The following is a 17,715-nucleotide window of genomic DNA, read 5'->3' as shown; positions in this document are numbered from 1 at the left end:
TGACACAGCCCCGCGCCCCCAAAAAAGGCGTCCGGGCACCCCAATGCCACCAGGCACTCGGAAGGAGCGAGTCGTGCTCGACCACGTCATCAAAGGTGTGACGGTCGTTGATGGGACAGGTGCGCCCGCGTACACGGCCGACGTCGGGATACGGGACGGACGGATCGCCGTCATCGGGACCGTCACCGAAGAGGCGCGTACGTCCGAGGACGCGGCCGGGCTCGTCCTCGCGCCCGGCTTCGTGGACCCCCACACCCACTACGACGCCCAGCTGTTCTGGGACCCGTACGCGACGCCGTCCCTCAATCACGGGGTGACGACCGTCGCCGGCGGGAACTGTGGTTTCACGCTCGCGCCGCTCAACCCCGACCGTCCCGAGGACGCGGACTACACGCGGCGGATGATGTCCAAGGTCGAGGGGATGTCGCTGGTCGCGCTGGAGGAGGGGGCGCCCTGGAGCTGGAACGGCTTCGGGGAGTATCTGGACGCCCTCGAAGGCCGGATAGCCGTCAACGCGGGCTTCATGGTGGGGCATTGCGCGCTCCGGCGGTACGTCATGGGCCCGGACGCCATCGGCGGGCAGCCGACCGGGGAGCAACTCGACGCGATGCTCCGGCTGTTCCACGAGGCGATGGAGGCGGGGGCGTGGGGGTTGTCCACCACTCAGTCCTCGACACACAGCGACGGCGACGGTCGGCCGGTCGCGTCCCGGCACGCCGAGCCCGCCGAACTGATCGCGCTGTCAAGGGCGGTGGGCGAGCACGAGGGCACCCAGATCGAGGCGATCGTGGCCGGGTGCCTGGACCAGTTCAGTGACGACGAGATCGATCTCTTCGTCGAGATGAGCGCGGTGGCCGGGCGCCCCCTGAACTGGAACGTCCTCACCATCGACTCCGCCGTGCCCGAGCGTGTGCCGAGGCAGCTGGAGGCGAGCGAGCGGGCACGGAAGGCCGGGGGCCGGGTCGTCGCCCTGACGATGCCGATCCTCACGCCGATGAACATGTCCCTGGGGACGTTCTGCGCGCTGAACCTGATCCCGGGCTGGGGCCCGATCCTGGGCCTGCCCGTACCCGAGCGGATCGAGCGCCTGCGCGACCCGGACGTACGGGCCGAGATGCTGCGCCGCGCGGACTCCAAGGAGGCGGGCGTCTTCCGGCGGCTCGCCAACTTCGGCCGGTACGTCATCGGCGACACCTACAGCGAGGCGAACGAGGGCCTCACCGGGCGGGTCGTCAAGGACATCGCGGCCGAGCGCGGGCAGGAACCGTTCGAGTGCCTGGTGGAGATCTGCGCCGCCGACAACCTCCGTACGGTCCTGTGGCCCATGCCGACCGACAACGACCCCGGCTCCTGGACCCTGCGCGCCGAGACCTGGCGGCACGAGGACGTCCTCCTCGGCGGCTCCGACGCGGGCGCCCATCTGGACCGGATGTGCGGCGCCCCGTACACCACCCGGTTCCTCGGGGACTGTCTGCGCGGCCGGAAGCTGGTCGGGCTCGAACAGGCCGTGAAGATGCTGACCGACGACCCGGCCCGCCTCTTCGGGCTGCGGGAACGCGGGCAGGTGCGGGAGGGCTGGCATGCCGACCTCGTCCTCCTCGACCCGGAGCGCGTCGACGCCGGCAAGGCCACCCTGGTGCACGACCTGCCGGGCGACAGTCCGCGCCTGGACTCCCGCGCGATCGGCGTACGGGCCGTCTGGGTCAACGGCGTCGAGGCGATCCGCGACGACGTGGTGACCGGGGCCGTGCCCGGGAAGGTGCTGCGCAGCGGGCGGGACACGCGGACGGTGAGCACGAGGTGAGCCGTGCGGGGTCCGAGGACGGGGGGCGGCTGTTCATCGGCGGCTCCTGGGTCGAGCCCGACGGCGGGCACTACGAGGTGATCGACCCGGCGACCGAGGGTGTCGTCGGGCGGGCGCCGGAGGCCTCGCGGGACCAGGTGCACGAGGCCGCCGCCGCCGCACGCGAGGCCTTCGGCCCGTGGTCGCGGACCCCGGCCGCCGAACGGGCGGCCGTCCTGGCCCGCACGGCGGAGCTGATCCGCCGCGACCTCGTCCCGTACGCCGAACTCGCCCAGGCCGAGAGCGGGGCGACGACCGGTACGGCGCGGGGGATGCAGGTGGGGGTGGGCGCGGCCCGTTTCCAGCGGTACGCCCGGGTGGAGCCGGTGGAGGAGCCGATCGCACCCCAGATCAACGAGGCGGGCCCCTTCGGCAAAGCCGCCGTGATGGGCGCCCTGGCCGTCCGTCAGCCCGTCGGCGTGGTCACCTGCGTCACCTCGTACAACAACCCCTGGGCCAACCCGGCGGGCAAGATCGCCCCCGCGCTGGCCATGGGCAACACGGTGGTCGTGAAACCGGCCCCGCAGGACCCGCTCTCCGTCTACCGCATGGCGGAGGCCCTGGAGGCCGCCGGTGTTCCGCCGGGTGTGGTGAACGTGGTGAGCGGGTCGGGCGCGGCCGTCGGCGAGGCGGCCGTCGACTCCCCGGACGTCGACATGGTGAGCTTCACCGGTTCGACGGCGGTCGGCCGGCGGATCGCGGAGGTGTGCGGGCGCGGCATGAAGCGCCAGCTGATGGAACTGGGCGGGAAGGGCGCGGCGATCGTCTTCGACGACGCGGACGTGGGCGCGGCGGTGGCCGGCATCGCCACCACGTTCACCTTCTACAGCGGACAGATCTGCACGGCCCCGACCCGGGTCGTCGCGCAACGGGGCGTCTACGACCGCCTGGTGACCCAACTGGCCGCGTACGCCGCCCGGTTGACCGTGGGCGACCCCCGGGACCGGGGCACCGTGGTGGGCCCGGTGATCTCGGCGGCCCACCGGGACCGCGTCGAGTCGTACGTCCAACTGGGCCGCAAGGAAGGGGCGCGGGTGGTGACCGGCGGTGAACGGCCGCCGTACGAACGGGGTTTCTACGTCGCCCCCACCCTGCTGGCGGACTGCACCCCCGACATGCGGGTCGTCCGCGAGGAGATCTTCGGCCCGGTCGTCGTCGTCCTCCCCTTCGACGACGAGGACGAGGCCGTCACCCTCGCCAACGACAGCGACTACGGCCTCATCGACTACGTCTGGTCCGGGGACGTGGCCAGAGCGTTCCGCGTCGCCCGCCGCCTCCGGGCCGGGGGTGTGGGCGTGAACACGGTCGGCCGCAACATGGAGGCCCCGTTCGGCGGCTTCAAACAGAGCGGGGTGGGCCGGGACGTGGGCTCGTACGCGCTGCACGCGTACAGCGAGGTACAGGCGATCGTCTGGCCGGGGTGAGGGGGCGGGGCGAGGGACGGGGGTGAGGAGGCGGGGCGGTCCCATCGTCCTCTCGGCGGGTTCCGCCGAGAGCGACGTGATCCCGGCCTCGGCCCGCACCTGGGCGGACCTCTCCAACTCCTCGGCGAGCATCTGCCGGCGCGGTATCCGGGCAGTGCCGCTCGCAGCATCCGGGCAGTGCCGCTCGCCTCAACCCGCCCGCTCGTACAACTCCTCGATGAACTCCCGTACGGCGTCGGGGTCCCGGAGGGTCGGGAAGTGGTCGCAGGACGGGAGGCGGACGAGGTGGCAGCCGGGGATGCGGGAGGCGATCTCCTCGTTGGACCTGACGACCTCGGGCTGGTCCTTCTCGCCGAGGAGGAGGGCGGTGGGGAGGGCGATCTCGCCGAGGCGGTCGAAGGCCGGGGGCGGCGGGGTGTCGTGGCCGTACGTCGTGAACCACGCGGGGATCGCCGCCCGCAGCGCCTCCTCGGCCTCGGTGTCGGGGGACGGCCCCGCCGCGCCCCACATGCCCAGGGCGAGAGCGACCAGGCCGTCCATGTCACCCGCCTTCGCGAGCTGCCCGATCCGTTCCGTCAACTCCGCCGAATCCAGGCCCGGATAGCCGCTGACCCCCGGTACGACCAGCCCGAGCGCCGCCACCCGCGCGGGTTCCTCCAGGGTGAAGCCGATCGCGGTCGAGCCGCCCATGCTCGATCCGACGAGCACCGCGCGGGGGACGCCGAAGTGGTCCAGGACCGCCCGGAGGTCGCGGGTCTGGGTGTACGACGTCCCCGGCTTCGGTGATCTGCCGAAGCCCCGGGCGTCGTACCGGATCACCCGGTACCGGGCGTCCAGACCGCCGGACACCACCCGGTCCCAGATGCGCGAGTCGCCGACGCCCGGGTGCAACAGCACCAACGGCGGCCCCTCCGCCCCCGGCCCCGGCACCACGCCCGTGTCGTCCGCCCAGACCTCGCCGCCCTCGACCCGCACCATGCACTCCATGGCGCTGACTCTGCCCGCCGCACGGAGGCGGCGAAAAGGGCTGAACAGGTCAAAACGCCGATGGCCGACACGCCACGAAGACGAACTCCCGCCCCGGGCGGTCGGGGGCGTCCCGGACGTCCTCCAGTACGTACCCCCGCGCGCGCAGATCCGCCTCGATCTCCTCCCGCCCACGGAATCTGAGGGTGGAGTCGGAGGTGAGCGCGCCGTCCTGCCGGCCCTCGAAGGCGTAGTGCCAGCGGAACGTCACCAACTGGCCTGTGACGTCGATCAGTTCGACCCAGCTCTCGACCGTGCCGACCCCGGGTACGTCGGTGGTGACCGTGTACGAGTCCTCCCGGTTCCACGCCTCCCAGGCCCGCCGGGCCGGGTCGCGGGTCTCGAAGACCAGGTGGCCGCCCGGCCGCAGGGCCTCGTAGGCACCCGCGAGCGTCCGCCGCCACACCTCGGGGTCCACGATCGCCTGCGCCACGTTGGCCGTCATGGTGACGAGGTCGGTCCGGAGCGGTGGCAGGGCCGTCGCGTCGCCGTGGATCCAACGGACCCGGTCCGCCCCCGGTCTGCCCCGCGCGACGTCGAGGGAGGCGCCGGCCGGGTCGACCCCGACGACCTCCACCCCGCGCTCCGCCAGCAGCAGCGCGAACACGCCCGTACCGCACCCGATGTCCAGCACACTCCGCGCGCCGAACTCCTCCACGAGCAGGAGGTAGGCGTCCAGGTCGCCACGGTCGGGGTCGAGCGGGTCGTACAACTCGGCCAGCCGCCGGTCACGGAAGATCTCGTCAGCCATACGGCCAAGGTAGACGCGGCGGCACTCCCCGCCCATCCCGCACCCGTCCCTCTCCGCCCTCCCCCCCCGCCAGGAATTCAGGCGACACGACACAAGTCGTCTGGAAACGTGTCCATCGACCACCGCCTGCTGTCCACCGCCTGCTGTCCACCGCCCGATGACCGATGCCCGATGCCCGATGACCGCTGACCGAGGAACTCGAACCCATGCCCTCCCGGCCCTCCCGGCCCTCCCGGCCTTCTCCGCCGCCTCGCCCGACGACCGTATCCATCACGGAGTTCACCGTCTCCGACGCCGAGGCCGGGCCGTACGGGATCACCGCCGGGCCGGACGGCGCGCTGTGGTTCACGCTGGTCCACGCCGGGCGCATCGGCAGGCTCACGCCCGACGGTGAGACCACCTCGTACGCACTCCCCTCGACCACCGGCGGACCGTCGGTCATCACGGCCGGGCCGGACGACGCCCTCTGGTTCACGGAGTTCCGGGGGCATCGGATCGGGCGGATCGATACGGCCGGGGAGGTCACGTCCTTCGGGCTGCCGACGCCGGACGCGGGGCCGTTCGGGATCACGGCCGGGCCGGACGGCGCGCTGTGGTTCACGGAGGCGCGGGCGGACCGGATCGGGCGGATCACGGTGGACGGGGAGATCGACGAGTTCCCGCTCCCGCTCCCGCTCCCGGTCGCCGGGGCGTTCCCGTCGGCGATCGCCGCCGGACCGGACGGCCGGCTGTGGTTCACGATGAACCAGGCGGACGCGATCGGCGCCGTCACGCCGGCTGGGGAGGTCACGGTCCACGCGCTGCCGACGCCGGGGGCCGCGCCCGTGGGCATCACGGCCGGTGGTGACGGGGCCTTGTGGTTCGTCGAGATCGGGGCGGGCCGGATCGGGCGGATCACGGTGGACGGGAGGATCGACGAGTTCTCCCTCCCGGACCGGGAGTGCCGCCCGCACGCCATCACGGCCGACGCGGAGGCGGACGGCGGTTGTTGGTTCACCGAGTGGGGTGCGAATCGCGTGGGCCGTATCACCTTCGACGGCCGTCACCACACCCTCCACGAACACGATCTCCCGACCCCGTCCTCCGAGCCCCACGGCATCACCCTGGGCCCGGACGGTTCACTGTGGACGGCCCTGGAGCGCGGGTCGGTGGCCCGCGTGACGGCCGTGACCACCGGCCGCGCGGAGGGGTGAGCCGTCTGCCGTCTGCCGTCTGCCGTCTGTCTTCTGCCGTCTGCGGGTCGCCAACCTCAGATCATCCTCTGAACCCGCGTTCTCGCCTTGTCGCCGTTCTCGCCCCGGTGCCACGATCACGATCTCGCCCGCCACCAACGGGCCGACTGACGGGGGTCGTTCATGTCACGCATCTCGCTGGCCTCACCCAGGTCACGCCGCACGCTCACCGCCCTGACGCTGCTGTCCGCGGCCGTGCTCCTCTCCACGACCGCGTGCTCGTCCGAGCCCGGCGGTGACACGAGCGCGCAGACGCGCCACCCCGAACGACCGGCGAAGGCGACCCCGGCGGCGGAGACGGACGACACGGAGAACACCACCGACACCGAGGACGAGACGGACACGCCTCGTGAGCTGGCGAAGCGTGCCCCAGATCCCTTTGCCGACCGTGTCGTTCTGCGCCAGGACCGGACGCGGAACAGCGCGCACCTGGAGTTCGACGCGGCGAGGAAGGGGGACGGCAAGACCCTCAGCGTCGCGGTGAGCTGTGAGGGCGAGGGCACGATCGAGGTCGCCCTCCGTCCGCTCGCCGCCTCCTTCCCCATGGACTGCCTGGACGGCGAAGTGACCAGCATCAACAACGAGTTCACCATGGACGGCACGGAGCGCGCGGGCACCGTCTCCGTCACCGCCTCCACGGGTGTCCAGTGGTCCCTGTCGATCGGCCGCGGCGAGCCGAGCGAGCAGGACCCCGACGACTAGGCGCCGACGCCGGACGGCTCACGCCGTCACCTTGCCACCTGCCGTCACCCGCCGCCGCACCGCCTCCGCCAGCTCACCCGGCCCCGTCTCGCCGTCCAGGAACACCGTGTCGGCGGGCAGGGTGTCGACCGCGGCCGTGCACGCCGCGACGCGCTCCTTGCACCACCGGCGGACCCGCGCGTCCCGCTCGGGGTCGTCCGGGGTGAAGCTACGGGCGTCGATGCGGGCGGTCAGTACGTCCTCGGGGACCTTCAGGAAGAAGTGGTGGAGCGGAATACCGGCGGCGCCGATTGCGCCGAACACCTCAGCCACATAGGCGGGGTTCACCAGGGTCATCGGCACGAGCACCGGCCGCCGGTACTCCTCCACCAGGCCCACCAGCATCTCGGCCACCTGCCGCCGCCACAGCCGCAGATCCTGGAAGTCCCCGGTCCAGCGCCAGCAGTTGGCGCCCATGGTCCGGGTTGAGCCAGACCCGCAACGGCTTGACGTACGCGGCGGGCTGTCCCGGATGCTGGGCGATCCACCCCCGCGGCTTCATCCGGTGCGTCGTGCAACCGTCCGGCCGCCGCGTCGGCTTCGCGGCGTACGGGTTCAACGGCCCGTCCACGTCGAGGTAGAGAAGAGGGCGGCTCATCCCGATGCCTGCCCGACGACATGTTCGATGCGCTCAATGCGCCCAATGCGCTCAATGCGCTCAATGCTCCCAACGCACCCAACACGCCATCCATCCCGCATCCCGACATCATCGCGTGACCGGTGAGCCCAGGGGAAGGCACCGGCTGCGGAACCGTAGCGGAGTGAGGCAACCCCTCCAGGGGGCGCCGCAGTCTTACCGGGCGTCACCGACCTACCGGAAGGGCGCAGTCCATGGAACTCGACCCCGATCTCTGCCTGGCCGTCCCGAAGGGCTTCGACGACTCGGACGCCGAGAGTCAGGTGCACCCCATGGCCAGAAAGCTCTTCCCGGCCACCACCGCCGCGGAGGCCTTCAGGAAGGCCCATGAGTGGGTGGGGGAGCACGATGTCTTCCTGGTGGACGTGTCCTGGGACTTCGCGCACGACGAGGATGAGCCGTACACGCTGAGCATCTACTTCACGTTCGAGCCGGCGCCCTAGGTCCTGCCGTGAAATTCCCGTCTGCCTAGCCGCGCAGATCCACCCGCACCGTCAGCAGCCGTGACCCCAGTACCCGTACCGCCGTGCTGTTCATGCGGGGCAGGGTGCGCAGGCGGGCCATCGGGTCGTCGTCGGGGAGGAGGTGGGCCGTGCCCTCGTGCCAGCGGCCCCGGATGCGGACGCGGACCGAGGGGTCGGCCTTGATGTTGCGGATGTAGTGGGACCTCTCGCCGTACTCGGACACCAGCCAGAACGTGTCGCCCACGCGGCGCCCGCCGATGGGCGTGCGCCGGGGCAGGCCGGAGGTGCGGCCGGTGGTCTCCAGAACCGTCTGGAACGGCACGCGGCGGAGCACCGGGTTGGCGACATGGCGCTGGAAGGCCGTGACGACACGTTGTTTGAGGTCCATGGGGCCGGCGGGGTCCGCATCACGGGACATCGGCTTGGTTCTCCTCGGGGTGTGGGAGGTACGGGTTACAGGATCGGGTACGCGGTGAGGGTGGTGGTCGACCGGTGCGGGTCGTGACGTGGAACCTGTGGTGGCGGTTCGGACCGTGGCAGGAGCGGCAGAAGGCGATCCTCGCCGTACTGCGTGAACTGCGGCCCGACGTGGTCGGGTTGCAGGAGGTCTGGGAGCGCGACGGCGAGAACGGGGGCGGCCGGGAGGGCGCGGGAAACCTCGCCGGGTGGCTCGCCGGAGAGCTGGGAATGTGCTGGGCCTGGGGCGAGTACGGCGACGCCGCGCGCTGGTGGCGGCGGATCGGCGACCCGGGGGTGGGGATAGGCAGCGCCGTACTGAGCCGGTGGCCCGTACTGGAGCGGGACGCCATCGGGCTGCCCACGGAGGAGGATGGCGGACCGCCCACGGCGGAGAGCGGCGGCAGCACACGCGGCGCCCTCTACGCCCTCCTCGACGCGCCCGGTGCGCCCGTCCCCTTCTTCACCACCCACCTCAGCTCCGCCCCCGACGCCTCCGCGCTGCGCTGCCGCCAGGTCACCGCGCTGGCCGGGTTCGTCGCCCGCCACCGGGGCCGAAGCGCCCACCCACCCGTGATCACCGGGGACTTCAACGCCTGGCCCGACTCCGACGAGGTCCGGCTGTTCGGCGGGTACAAGACCGCGCCCGCCGTACCCGGGCAGTGCTTCCTCGATGCCTGGGAGTACGCCGAACCGGGCGCCCCCTCGGCCACCTGGGACCCCGCGAACCCGTACGTCGCCGAGTCGTTCGGGCCGAGGGCGCGCATCGACTACATCCACGTCGGGCCGCCGGGCCCCGGCGGACTCGGCCACGTACGCGCCGTCCACAGGGCGGGAGACGCCCCCGTCGACGGCGTGTGGCCCTCCGACCACATGGCGGTCGTGGCCGACCTGGCAGACGGGATGGACGGGATGGATGGGATGGATGGGAAGGAAGAGGTGGAAGGGATGGACAGGGTGAATAGGGCGGATGGGATATGTGAGGCGGACGAGGCCGGTGGGGGGACCGAGGCTCACTGAAACCCTGGTCCCCCGGCACCCTTGCCCTACGGCTTCCTGCCCAACCCCCCGTGCTGCCCGATCGGCTTCGGCTTCGGCTCGCCCGGGTCCGTCGGGTCCGGGCGCCACAGCGGTACGGAGACGATGCCGGGGTCGACCAGGTCGAGGCCGTCGAAGTAGCCGGTGATCTGGTCGATGGGGCGGAGGAAGTACGGGACGGCGCCGGTCTCGTTGTAGGCGTCCTGGGCGCGCTCGTAGTCCGGGTCGGTGCCCCGGGAGCCCTCGTTGACGTTGAGGTAGCTGCCGGAGGGGAGACCGGCGAGGAGGCGGCGGACGATGTCACGGGCCTCCTCGTAGTCGCCGACATGCCCCAGGATGCCGCTGAGGATCAGCGCGGTCGGCCGCGACAGGTCCAGGGTGCCGGCCGCCGCCTCCAGGATGCGCTCCGGGTCGTAGAGGCTGGCGTCGACGTACGCGGTGGCGCCCTCGGGGGCGGAGTAGAGCAGCGCGCGGGCGTGCGCGAGGACCATCGGGTCGTTGTCGACGTAGACGATCCGTGCCTCCGGCGCGCTGCGCTGGGCGACCTGGTGGGTGTTGTCGGCCGTGGGCAGCCCGGTGCCGACGTCCAGGAACTGCCGGACGCCCTCCACCTCCACCAGATGCCGGATGCTGCGCCGCAGATACGCGCGGCTGCCGCGGGCGATGGTGACGATGCCGGGGAAGGCGCCGGCGTACGCGTCGCCGGCCGCCTCGTCCACCGGGTAGTTGTCCTTGCCGCCCAGCCAGTAGTTCCAGATGCGGGCGGAGGCGGGCACCGAAGTGTCGACCTTCTCCTTCGCCGCAGAAGCCGCCGCCGGGTCGGGTGCGGTCGCGTTGTCGGTCATGGGCGCGGTCTCCTCCGCCGTGCAGGTGCGCCGTCACACATACAGACGCACGTACTGTGTCGAGCCAAACCTAAGGCCCAACACAGTTATTTCGTACGCGGGTTCCCCTACGGGCATCAAGGTCACTACTGTCTACTGTCTACTGTCGCCCGAGGAAGATCGGGTTCGTGAAGGCCGCCAGCGGGCCCGGGAAACCCGGGACGATCGGGGGCCGGCGGACCTCCGCGCGGACGTACGCCGCGTACGAGGCCGTCGTACGCCACTCGGCCGCGCCGGTGCCCGACGCCGGGATCTCCGCCGAGGTGAACAGGACACCCTGGTCGGTGACGAAGCGGATGACGCAGCCGGCGGAACCCGTCGCCTCCAGACGGACGGTGACGGCGGCGTCCGCGTCCACCTGCAGCCGCTCCCCGATGCCCGCGTGCTCGCCGCGCGCCCCGGACGCCGTGAACGACACCGACACGTCCTTGGACTCGGCGACGTACGAACGGCCCGCCCGCAACCCCTCCTGGATGGCCTCCCGGGTCAGATCGTCGGCGAGGACGACCGTCTGGGGGCGGCCCACGGGGTCGGGGTCGCGATGCGCGTCGCTGTTGCCCATCGCCGGAATCCAGTCCGCGCGGCCCGTACGGCCCTCCCGGCCTTCGCGGCCCTCGCGCACGGCCGCGACGAGCATGCCGTCCCAGTCGGCGAGCGCCACCTCGTCCTCCGGCGAGTACGCCCCGTTCCACACCTCCACCGCGTCCGCCTCGCCGAAGCCGAACTTCCAGTTGCAGCCGATGCAGGTGGCGTGCGGATGGGCCGGGACGACCAGGCCCCCGGCGCGCCGGATCTCCCGCGCGTACTTGCCGAACCGGTTGTCCCGCGCCCGGTACCGCCAGTCGACGAACGTCCCCGGATCGACCCCGAGCGCCAGCACATGACCGTTGCGGGTGGTGACCTCCTCGCCCAGCATGATCAGCAGGTCGTCGCCGGCGTGCTCGGCCCAATGGGCGTGCGCGGACTGGGTGTTGTGCTCCGAGCTGTTGATGAAGTCCAGCCCCGCCGCGCGGGCCAGCGCCGCCAGCTCGGCGAGCGTACGGCGGCCGTCGGAGTACCAGGAGTGCAGATGGCAGTCGCCCCGGTACCAGGCCCGGCCCCGCCCCTTGGCCCGCTCCGGCGGATACACCGGCTTCACCGCCGTGGCCGGGCGACCGTAGGTGAGAGTGATCGTGATCTCGTACGGCAGTCCGTCCGGCGCCACCGTGTACGGGCCCAGCGCGATGTGCCAGGTGCCGGGGCGCACCGGGCCCGGGATGTAACCCGGCGTCGCCTCGTCCGCGCGGAGGAAGAACTCCGTGCGCGCGCCGCCCGACCAGCCGCGGAAGCCCTTGCCGCCGAGTTCCGTGCCGCGTTCGTCGAAGACACCGATGTCGAGCGCGTTGCCCGCGGTGCCGGCCGGGACGGTCGGTCTTCCATAGCTGTACGAGACCTTCAACTCCCGTACCCCTGACGGTACTTCGACCGGCAGATAGACGAAATCGGGGGAGCCGGTGGGGAGGGTCCCCCGGATGGTCTTGGTCTCCTGGTCGCCGTGCGCGGCCTCGGCGCCGCTCGTCCCAAAGGTCACGCTTCCCAACGTAAGCGCCGCCGTCGCCGACGTCACGAACAGCGCCCGCCTTCCGAGTCCGTTCCTGTTCCCGTTCCTGTTCCCGTCACCGTGATCGTCGTCGCACATGCTGCTGCTCCCCAGGTCGGTCGTGAGTGACATGGCGTGGGTGGTGCGCGGGTGGTGTGAGGGTGGTGCTGAGGTGGTGGTGCGTGCCACCTTCCTATGGGGTGGTGAACTGAGGGACAAGGGAAGGAAATCGCCGGTTTTCCTTACGACGTGCAGACGTCGGTCGGTTCGTCGGCCGCCGCGTCGATCCGGCTGGTGTCGGGGTCGGTGTCGCCGTTCAGGATCGACCGGTCGTAGTCCTTGACGGCCTCGGCGAGGTCGTCCACTGCCTTGTCGACGTCGCCGCGCTCGTCGGCCGCCTCGTCGCCGATCTCGTCGAGGTTCTTCTCGATCGTGTCGGTGATGTCGGTCGACTCGCCGGTCCGGTGGATGTCCCTGAGGCTCTCGGCGATGGTGTCCGCGTTCGGGACACAGTCCAGGGAGTCACCGAACTCGCGGCCGGTGAGCAGCCCGGCGGAGAGGGCGAGGGCGGCGAGGCCGGTGGCGAGGGTGGCGATACGGCGGCGGGGGCGATGACGGGGAGCCCGCCGGAAGGGCGGCGCCTGGTGCCGCGCGACCTGTTCGGCAGGCCGTGCCCCCTGTGGACGCTGACCGGTGCGATCCTGCCGGCCGGTGGACTGTGGTCCAGCTGCCGGACGCTGGCGGATCTCGTGGTCGCGCTGCTCGTGGAACGCCGGTTCGGCGAACCGGCGCCCTCCTGGCGGCGAGGCCCCTCGCTCCGCCGGCACGACGGTGCCACCCGTGGCTCGTCCGTCGTGGCAGCCGCGTACGACGACGGCCGCTGGGCCCTCGTCCACCGCCTCGGCGAGGTGTCCCGCACGGGGGAACTGGCGAAGCGCGCCCTGCTCGCGGCGGGCGCGCCGCGGGCTGTGGGCGGGGGCGACCGACCTTCCCCGGGCCCGACCGGTCGGCTCCCCTAAGTGCCGACCGGTCGGTATGGACATCCCTGTCCCGAGCGGCTAGAGATGACACATGCGCATCTCCGTGACGATCTTCCTCACCGACGAGACGATCTCTCCGACCCGGCTCGCCCGTGAGTTGGAGCAACGCGGCTTCGCGGGGCTCTACCTCCCCGAGCACACCCACATCCCCGTCGAGCGGACGACGCCGTACCCGGCGGGCGGGGAGCTGCCGCGTGAGTACGGCCGCACCCTGGACCCCTTCGTGGCGCTCGGCCAGGCCGCCGCCGTCACCGAGCGGCTGGGGCTCGGCACCGGGATCACGCTGGTCGCGCAGCACGACCCGATCGACCTCGCGAAGCAGATCGCGACCGTCGACCACCTGTCCGGCGGGCGCCTCACCCTCGGCCTCGGCTACGGCTGGAACGTCGAGGAGGCCGCCGACCACGGGGTCGCCTGGCGCACCCGGCGGGAACTGGTACGGGACCGGATGGCGCTGATGAGGGCGCTGTGGGCGGAGGAGCCGACGGCGTACGAGGGGGAGTTCGGGAGCGTGCGGGCGAGTTCCGCGTATCCGAAGCCGGTGCAGAAGGCGCGGGGGCCGGTCGTGGGGCCGCGCACGCTGATCGGCGGGGCCGCGGGGCCGAAGCTGTTCGCGCACATCGCCGAGTACGCGGACGGGTGGCTGCCGATCGGGGGGCGGGGGCTGGGGGAGGCGTTGCCGGTGCTGCGGCGGGTGTGGGCCGACGCGGGGCGCGATGCGGCGGGGTTGCAGGTGGTGCCGTACGCGGTGCGGCCGAGTGCGGGGAAGCTGGCGTACTACGCGGAGTCGGGCATCGAGGAGGCGGTCGTGCAGCTGCCTCCGGCGGGGGAGGCCGAGGTGTTGGGGCTGTTGGACGAGTACGGGGTGTTCTTGGGGGAGGGGGCCTGATGGCTCGGGGGAGTGGGGTCGGTCGGCGGGTGCGTTGTCGGGTGCGGGTCCGGTGGGGCTTCTCGCGCAGTTCCCCGCGCCCCTGAAAAGCCGGGGCTGCGCCCCACGCTTTTCACCCCACCCGCCCGACGCCCTCCAGAACCACCCCCGAGCCGCCTTCCGCCCCACCACACCGCCACCACCCGGATCCTCAGACCCGTCACCTCCCGGATCCGCCGAGCCGTCACCTCCCGGATCCGCGGGGCCGCACCTCTCGGATCCGCGGGGCCGCACCTCTCGGATCCGCGGGGCCGCACCTCTCGGATCCGCGGGGCCGTCACCTCTCGGATCCGCGGGGCCGCACCTCCCGGATCCCCAGACCCGCCGCCACCCGGATCCGCAGGGCCGCCGCCACCCGGATCCGCAGGGCCGTCACCCCTCAGGCCCGCCATCCGGCCATCCGGCCATCCGGCCATCCGGCCATCCCGCCGTCATCAGTCCCGCAGGCCCGTCGCGTTTCAGGTCGACGGGGCCTGGGCTTTTTTGGGGGCGCGGGGAACTGCGCGAGAAGCCCCACCGAACCCGCACCCGCCCACCGAACCCGCACCCGCACCCGAACCCGCACCCGCCCACCGAACCCGCACCCGCCAAACCCAACCCGCACCCCCGAGCCATGAGGCGCCCACCCCGTTCGCGGAGCCAACCCGCTCGTATGCTCGAAGGATGACAACTTCCGCGACCTCTGGAACCGGACCCACCGACGACCGCACAGGGCCCACCGGCCCCACGGGCCCCACCGGCTCCGCAGGGCCGACCGCCCCCACCGGCCCCACCGAGAACTCGATGCGGCGTGCGCTCAAACGGGCCCGGGACGGCGTGGCGCTGGACGCGACCGAGGCGGCGGTGCTGCTGCAGGCGCGCGGCGCGGCGCTGGAGGACCTGGCCGCGTCGGCGGCCCGCGTGCGGAACGCCGGCCTGGAGGCGGCCGGCCGTCCCGGCGTCATCACGTACTCGAAGAGCGTCTTCATCCCGCTCACCCGCCTCTGCCGGGACAAATGCCACTACTGCACCTTCGTCACCGTCCCCGGCAAGCTGCGCCGCGCCGGGCACGGGATGTTCATGTCGCCGGACGAGGTGCTGGACGTGGCCCGCAAGGGCGCCGCCCTCGGCTGCAAGGAAGCCCTGATCACGCTCGGCGACAAGCCGGAGGACCGCTGGCCGGAGGCGCGCGAGTGGCTCGACGCGCACGGCTACGACGACACGATCGCGTACGTCCGGGCCATCTCCATCCGCATCCTGGAGGAGACGGGCCTGCTCCCGCACCTCAACCCGGGCGTGATGTCGTGGACGGACTTCCAGCGCCTCAAGCCCGTCGCCCCCTCCATGGGCATGATGCTGGAGACGACCGCGACCCGCCTGTGGTCCGAGCCCGGCGGCCCCCACCACGGCTCGCCCGACAAGGAACCGGCGGTCCGGCTGCGCGCCCTGGAGGACGCCGGCCGCTCCTCCGTCCCCTTCACCTCCGGCGTCCTGATCGGCATCGGCGAGACGTACGAGGAACGCGCCGACTCCCTCTTCGCGCTCCGCAAGGTCTCCCGCGCCTACCACGGCGTCCAGGAGCTGATCATCCAGAACTTCCGCGCCAAGCCGGACACCGCGATGCGCGGCATGCCGGACGCGGAACTCGACGAACTCGTCGCCGCGGTCGCCGTCGCCCGCCTCCTCATGGGCCCGTCGGGCTGCATCCAGGCCCCGCCGAACCTCGTCGACAGCGAGTACGAGCGACTGATCGGCGCCGGCATCGACGACTGGGGCGGGGTCTCCCCCCTCACGATCGATCACGTCAACCCCGAACGCCCCTGGCCGCAGATCGAAGAACTCGCGGCCAGGTCCGCGGCCGCCGGCTTCGAACTGCGCGAACGCCTCTGCGTCTACCCGGAGTTCGTGTCACGCGGCGAACCCTGGCTCGACCCGCGCCTCCTGCCGCACGTACGCGCGCTGGCCGACCCGGAGACCGGCCTCGCCCGCCCGGACGCGGTCGTCGAGGGCCACCCGTGGCAGGAGCCGGAGGAGGTCTTCGTGGCGACCGGCCGTACGGACCTGCACACCGCCATCGACACCGAGGGCCGTACGTCCGACCGCCGCGACGACTTCGACTCCGTGTACGGCGACTGGGGCGCCCTGCGCGAGGCGGCGGCCCCCGGCATGGCCCCCGAACGCATCGACACGGACGTACGCGCGGCGCTGGCGACGGCGGCGGACGATCCCACCAAGCTCTCCGACGCCGAGGCCCTGGCCCTCCTGCACGCGGACGGCCCGGCGCTTGACGTGCTCACCCGGATCGCGGACGACGTCCGCAAGGCGGCCGTCGGCGACGACGTCACCTACATCGTCACGCGGAACATCAACTTCACGAACGTCTGCTACACCGGCTGCCGCTTCTGCGCCTTCGCGCAACGCCGCACCGACGCCGACGCGTACACGCTCTCCCTCGACCAGGTCGCCGACCGCGCCCGACAGGCCTGGGACCTCGGCGCGGTGGAGGTCTGCATGCAGGGCGGCATCCACCCCGACCTGCCCGGCACGGCGTACTTCGACATCGCGAAGGCCGTGAAGACCCGCGTCCCCGGCATGCACGTCCACGCCTTCTCCCCGATGGAGGTGGTGAACGGCGCGACCCGTACGGGGATGCCGATCCGCGAGTGGCTGACGGCCGCGAAGGAGGCCGGCCTCGACTCCGTCCCCGGCACCGCCGCCGAGATCCTCGACGACGAGGTCCGCTGGATCCTCACCAAGGGCAAACTCCCCACCGCCACCTGGATCGAGGTCATCTCCACCGCCCACGAACTGGGCATCCGCTCCTCCTCGACCATGATGTACGGCCATGTCGACCAGCCCCGCCACTGGCTCGGCCACCTGCGCACCCTGGCCCGTATCCAGCAACGGACCGGCGGCTTCACGGAGTTCGTGACCCTCCCCTTCATCCACACCAACGCCCCGGTCTACCTGGCCGGCATCTCCCGCCCAGGCCCGACCACGCGCGACAACCGCGCCGTCACCGCCATGGCCCGCCTCCTCCTGCACCCCCACATCCCCAACATCCAGACCAGCTGGGTGAAGTTGGGCACGGAGGGCGCGGCGGAGATGCTCCGTTCCGGCGCCAACGACCTCGGCGGCACCCTCATGGAGGAGACCATCTCCCGCATGGCGGGCTCCTCCTACGGCTCCTACAAGTCCGTCAAGGACCTCATCGCCGTGGCCGACGCGGCGGGCCGCCCGGCCAAGCCCCGCACGACGTTGTACGGCGAGGTCCCGGACGAACGCCAACGCGCGGCAGCGGCCTCGGACGGCCATCTCCCGGAGCTGCTGCCGGTGTTGGAGTGAGAGCTGCTCCGGTGGGCGCCGTAGCCCGTGGATGAGCGGTCACCCGGTACCGTCTGAGGGACCGGGCACTGGGGCGGGGACCGAGGGGACCGATGAGGCCGACACGGCTGTCGATGCAGGAGCTGATCGGGCGCCGGAAGCGGGCCGGGTTCGTGGGACGTCGTAGCGAACTCGACCTGTTCCGGGGGAACTTCGACACCGCGCCGGAGGACGAGCGGCATACGTTCGTCTTCCACGTCCACGGCACGGCGGGCGTCGGCAAGTCCTCGCTGCTGCGCGAACTGGAGGTCGTAGCGACCCAGCGGAAGGCGCTCACTGCCTGCACCGACGAGACGGTGAACAGCGTGC

General features: G+C 72.1%; 15 protein-coding genes and 1 pseudogene. 8 read left to right on the top strand and 8 right to left on the bottom strand.

The annotated features are described in order from the left end of the window. The first annotated feature begins 43 nt into the window (after nucleotides 1-43). Both F9278_RS20490 and F9278_RS20485 read left to right on the top strand, forming a co-directional pair. On the top strand, nucleotides 44-1,804 hold the full coding sequence (locus F9278_RS20490) for an N-acyl-D-amino-acid deacylase family protein (RefSeq protein WP_404818928.1): 1,761 nt from the start codon (nucleotides 44-46) through the stop codon (nucleotides 1,802-1,804). Then, entirely contained in the window at nucleotides 1,801-3,267 is a 1,467-nt protein-coding gene (locus F9278_RS20485; protein WP_152169659.1) for an aldehyde dehydrogenase family protein, read from the top strand. The genes F9278_RS20490 and F9278_RS20485 overlap by 4 nt, the downstream gene beginning before the upstream one ends. A gap of 189 nt (nucleotides 3,268-3,456) precedes the next feature. Here F9278_RS20485 and F9278_RS20480 read toward each other — a convergent pair whose 3' ends face one another. Together F9278_RS20480 and F9278_RS20475 are read right to left on the bottom strand one after the other, a co-directional pair. Beyond that, nucleotides 3,457-4,254: an alpha/beta fold hydrolase gene (locus F9278_RS20480; RefSeq protein WP_152169658.1), complete on the bottom strand. Its 798-nt coding sequence runs from the start codon at nucleotides 4,252-4,254 to the stop codon at nucleotides 3,457-3,459. Between the two features lie 49 nt (nucleotides 4,255-4,303). Then, nucleotides 4,304-5,044 (bottom strand): class I SAM-dependent methyltransferase, encoded by a 741-nt coding sequence (locus F9278_RS20475; RefSeq protein ID WP_152169657.1) that lies wholly within the window; start codon nucleotides 5,042-5,044, stop codon nucleotides 4,304-4,306. A 206-nt stretch (nucleotides 5,045-5,250) separates the two neighbouring features. Here F9278_RS20475 and F9278_RS20470 point away from each other — a divergent pair, with 206 nt between their 5' ends. After that, a complete protein-coding gene (locus tag F9278_RS20470) occupies nucleotides 5,251-6,237 on the top strand; it encodes a Vgb family protein (RefSeq protein ID WP_152169656.1) in 987 nt (328 codons plus the stop codon). 162 nt (nucleotides 6,238-6,399) lie between these two features. Beyond that, nucleotides 6,400-6,978 (top strand): hypothetical protein, encoded by a 579-nt coding sequence (locus F9278_RS20465; RefSeq protein WP_152169655.1) that lies wholly within the window; start codon nucleotides 6,400-6,402, stop codon nucleotides 6,976-6,978. Between the two features lie 18 nt (nucleotides 6,979-6,996). Here the strand turns inward: F9278_RS20465 and F9278_RS20460 are convergent, their stop codons facing one another. Next, nucleotides 6,997-7,434, bottom strand: a complete 438-nt coding sequence (locus F9278_RS20460) for an AAA family ATPase (RefSeq protein WP_226966827.1) — start codon at nucleotides 7,432-7,434, stop codon at nucleotides 6,997-6,999. Further along, nucleotides 7,412-7,615, bottom strand: a pseudogene (locus F9278_RS47190) (hypothetical protein); the annotation flags it as partial. The gene F9278_RS20460 and the pseudogene F9278_RS47190, both read right to left, overlap by 23 nt. Nucleotides 7,616-7,848: 233 nt before the next feature. Between F9278_RS47190 and F9278_RS20450 the strand changes: the two are divergent. Then, nucleotides 7,849-8,097 (top strand): hypothetical protein, encoded by a 249-nt coding sequence (locus F9278_RS20450; protein ID WP_152169654.1) that lies wholly within the window; start codon nucleotides 7,849-7,851, stop codon nucleotides 8,095-8,097. A 25-nt stretch (nucleotides 8,098-8,122) separates the two neighbouring features. On the opposite strand, the gene F9278_RS20445 is transcribed toward F9278_RS20450, so the two are convergent. Further along, nucleotides 8,123-8,536 (bottom strand): nitroreductase/quinone reductase family protein, encoded by a 414-nt coding sequence (locus F9278_RS20445; RefSeq protein WP_152169653.1) that lies wholly within the window; start codon nucleotides 8,534-8,536, stop codon nucleotides 8,123-8,125. Nucleotides 8,537-8,610: 74 nt separating this feature from the next. Between F9278_RS20445 and F9278_RS20440 the strand changes: the two genes are divergently transcribed. After that, on the top strand, nucleotides 8,611-9,594 hold the full coding sequence (locus F9278_RS20440; RefSeq protein WP_152169652.1) for an endonuclease/exonuclease/phosphatase family protein: 984 nt from the start codon (nucleotides 8,611-8,613) through the stop codon (nucleotides 9,592-9,594). A gap of 26 nt (nucleotides 9,595-9,620) precedes the next feature. Here the strand turns inward: F9278_RS20440 and F9278_RS20435 are convergent, their stop codons facing one another. The 3 genes from F9278_RS20435 to F9278_RS47185 form a co-directional block, all read right to left on the bottom strand. Next, on the bottom strand, nucleotides 9,621-10,457 hold the full coding sequence (locus F9278_RS20435) for an SAM-dependent methyltransferase (RefSeq protein WP_152169651.1): 837 nt from the start codon (nucleotides 10,455-10,457) through the stop codon (nucleotides 9,621-9,623). Between the two features lie 139 nt (nucleotides 10,458-10,596). Next, on the bottom strand, nucleotides 10,597-12,174 hold the full coding sequence (locus tag F9278_RS20430) for a CehA/McbA family metallohydrolase (RefSeq protein WP_193242011.1): 1,578 nt from the start codon (nucleotides 12,172-12,174) through the stop codon (nucleotides 10,597-10,599). Nucleotides 12,175-12,317: 143 nt separating this feature from the next. Continuing rightward, a complete protein-coding gene (locus F9278_RS47185; RefSeq protein ID WP_226966826.1) occupies nucleotides 12,318-13,118 on the bottom strand; it encodes a hypothetical protein in 801 nt (266 codons plus the stop codon). A 28-nt stretch (nucleotides 13,119-13,146) separates the two neighbouring features. On the opposite strand from F9278_RS47185, the gene F9278_RS20415 reads away from it, so the two are divergent. Further along, a complete protein-coding gene (locus F9278_RS20415) occupies nucleotides 13,147-14,004 on the top strand; it encodes an LLM class F420-dependent oxidoreductase (protein ID WP_152169649.1) in 858 nt (285 codons plus the stop codon). 702 nt (nucleotides 14,005-14,706) lie between these two features. Next, nucleotides 14,707-17,367 (top strand): bifunctional FO biosynthesis protein CofGH, encoded by a 2,661-nt coding sequence (locus F9278_RS20410; protein ID WP_152169648.1) that lies wholly within the window; start codon nucleotides 14,707-14,709, stop codon nucleotides 17,365-17,367. Nucleotides 17,368-17,715 lie beyond the last annotated feature (348 nt).

Source organism: Streptomyces phaeolivaceus (assembly GCF_009184865.1).
GTDB classification, from domain to species: Bacteria; Actinomycetota; Actinomycetes; order Streptomycetales; family Streptomycetaceae; genus Streptomyces; species Streptomyces phaeolivaceus.
This window is presented reverse-complemented; position numbering and strand designations above follow the sequence as displayed.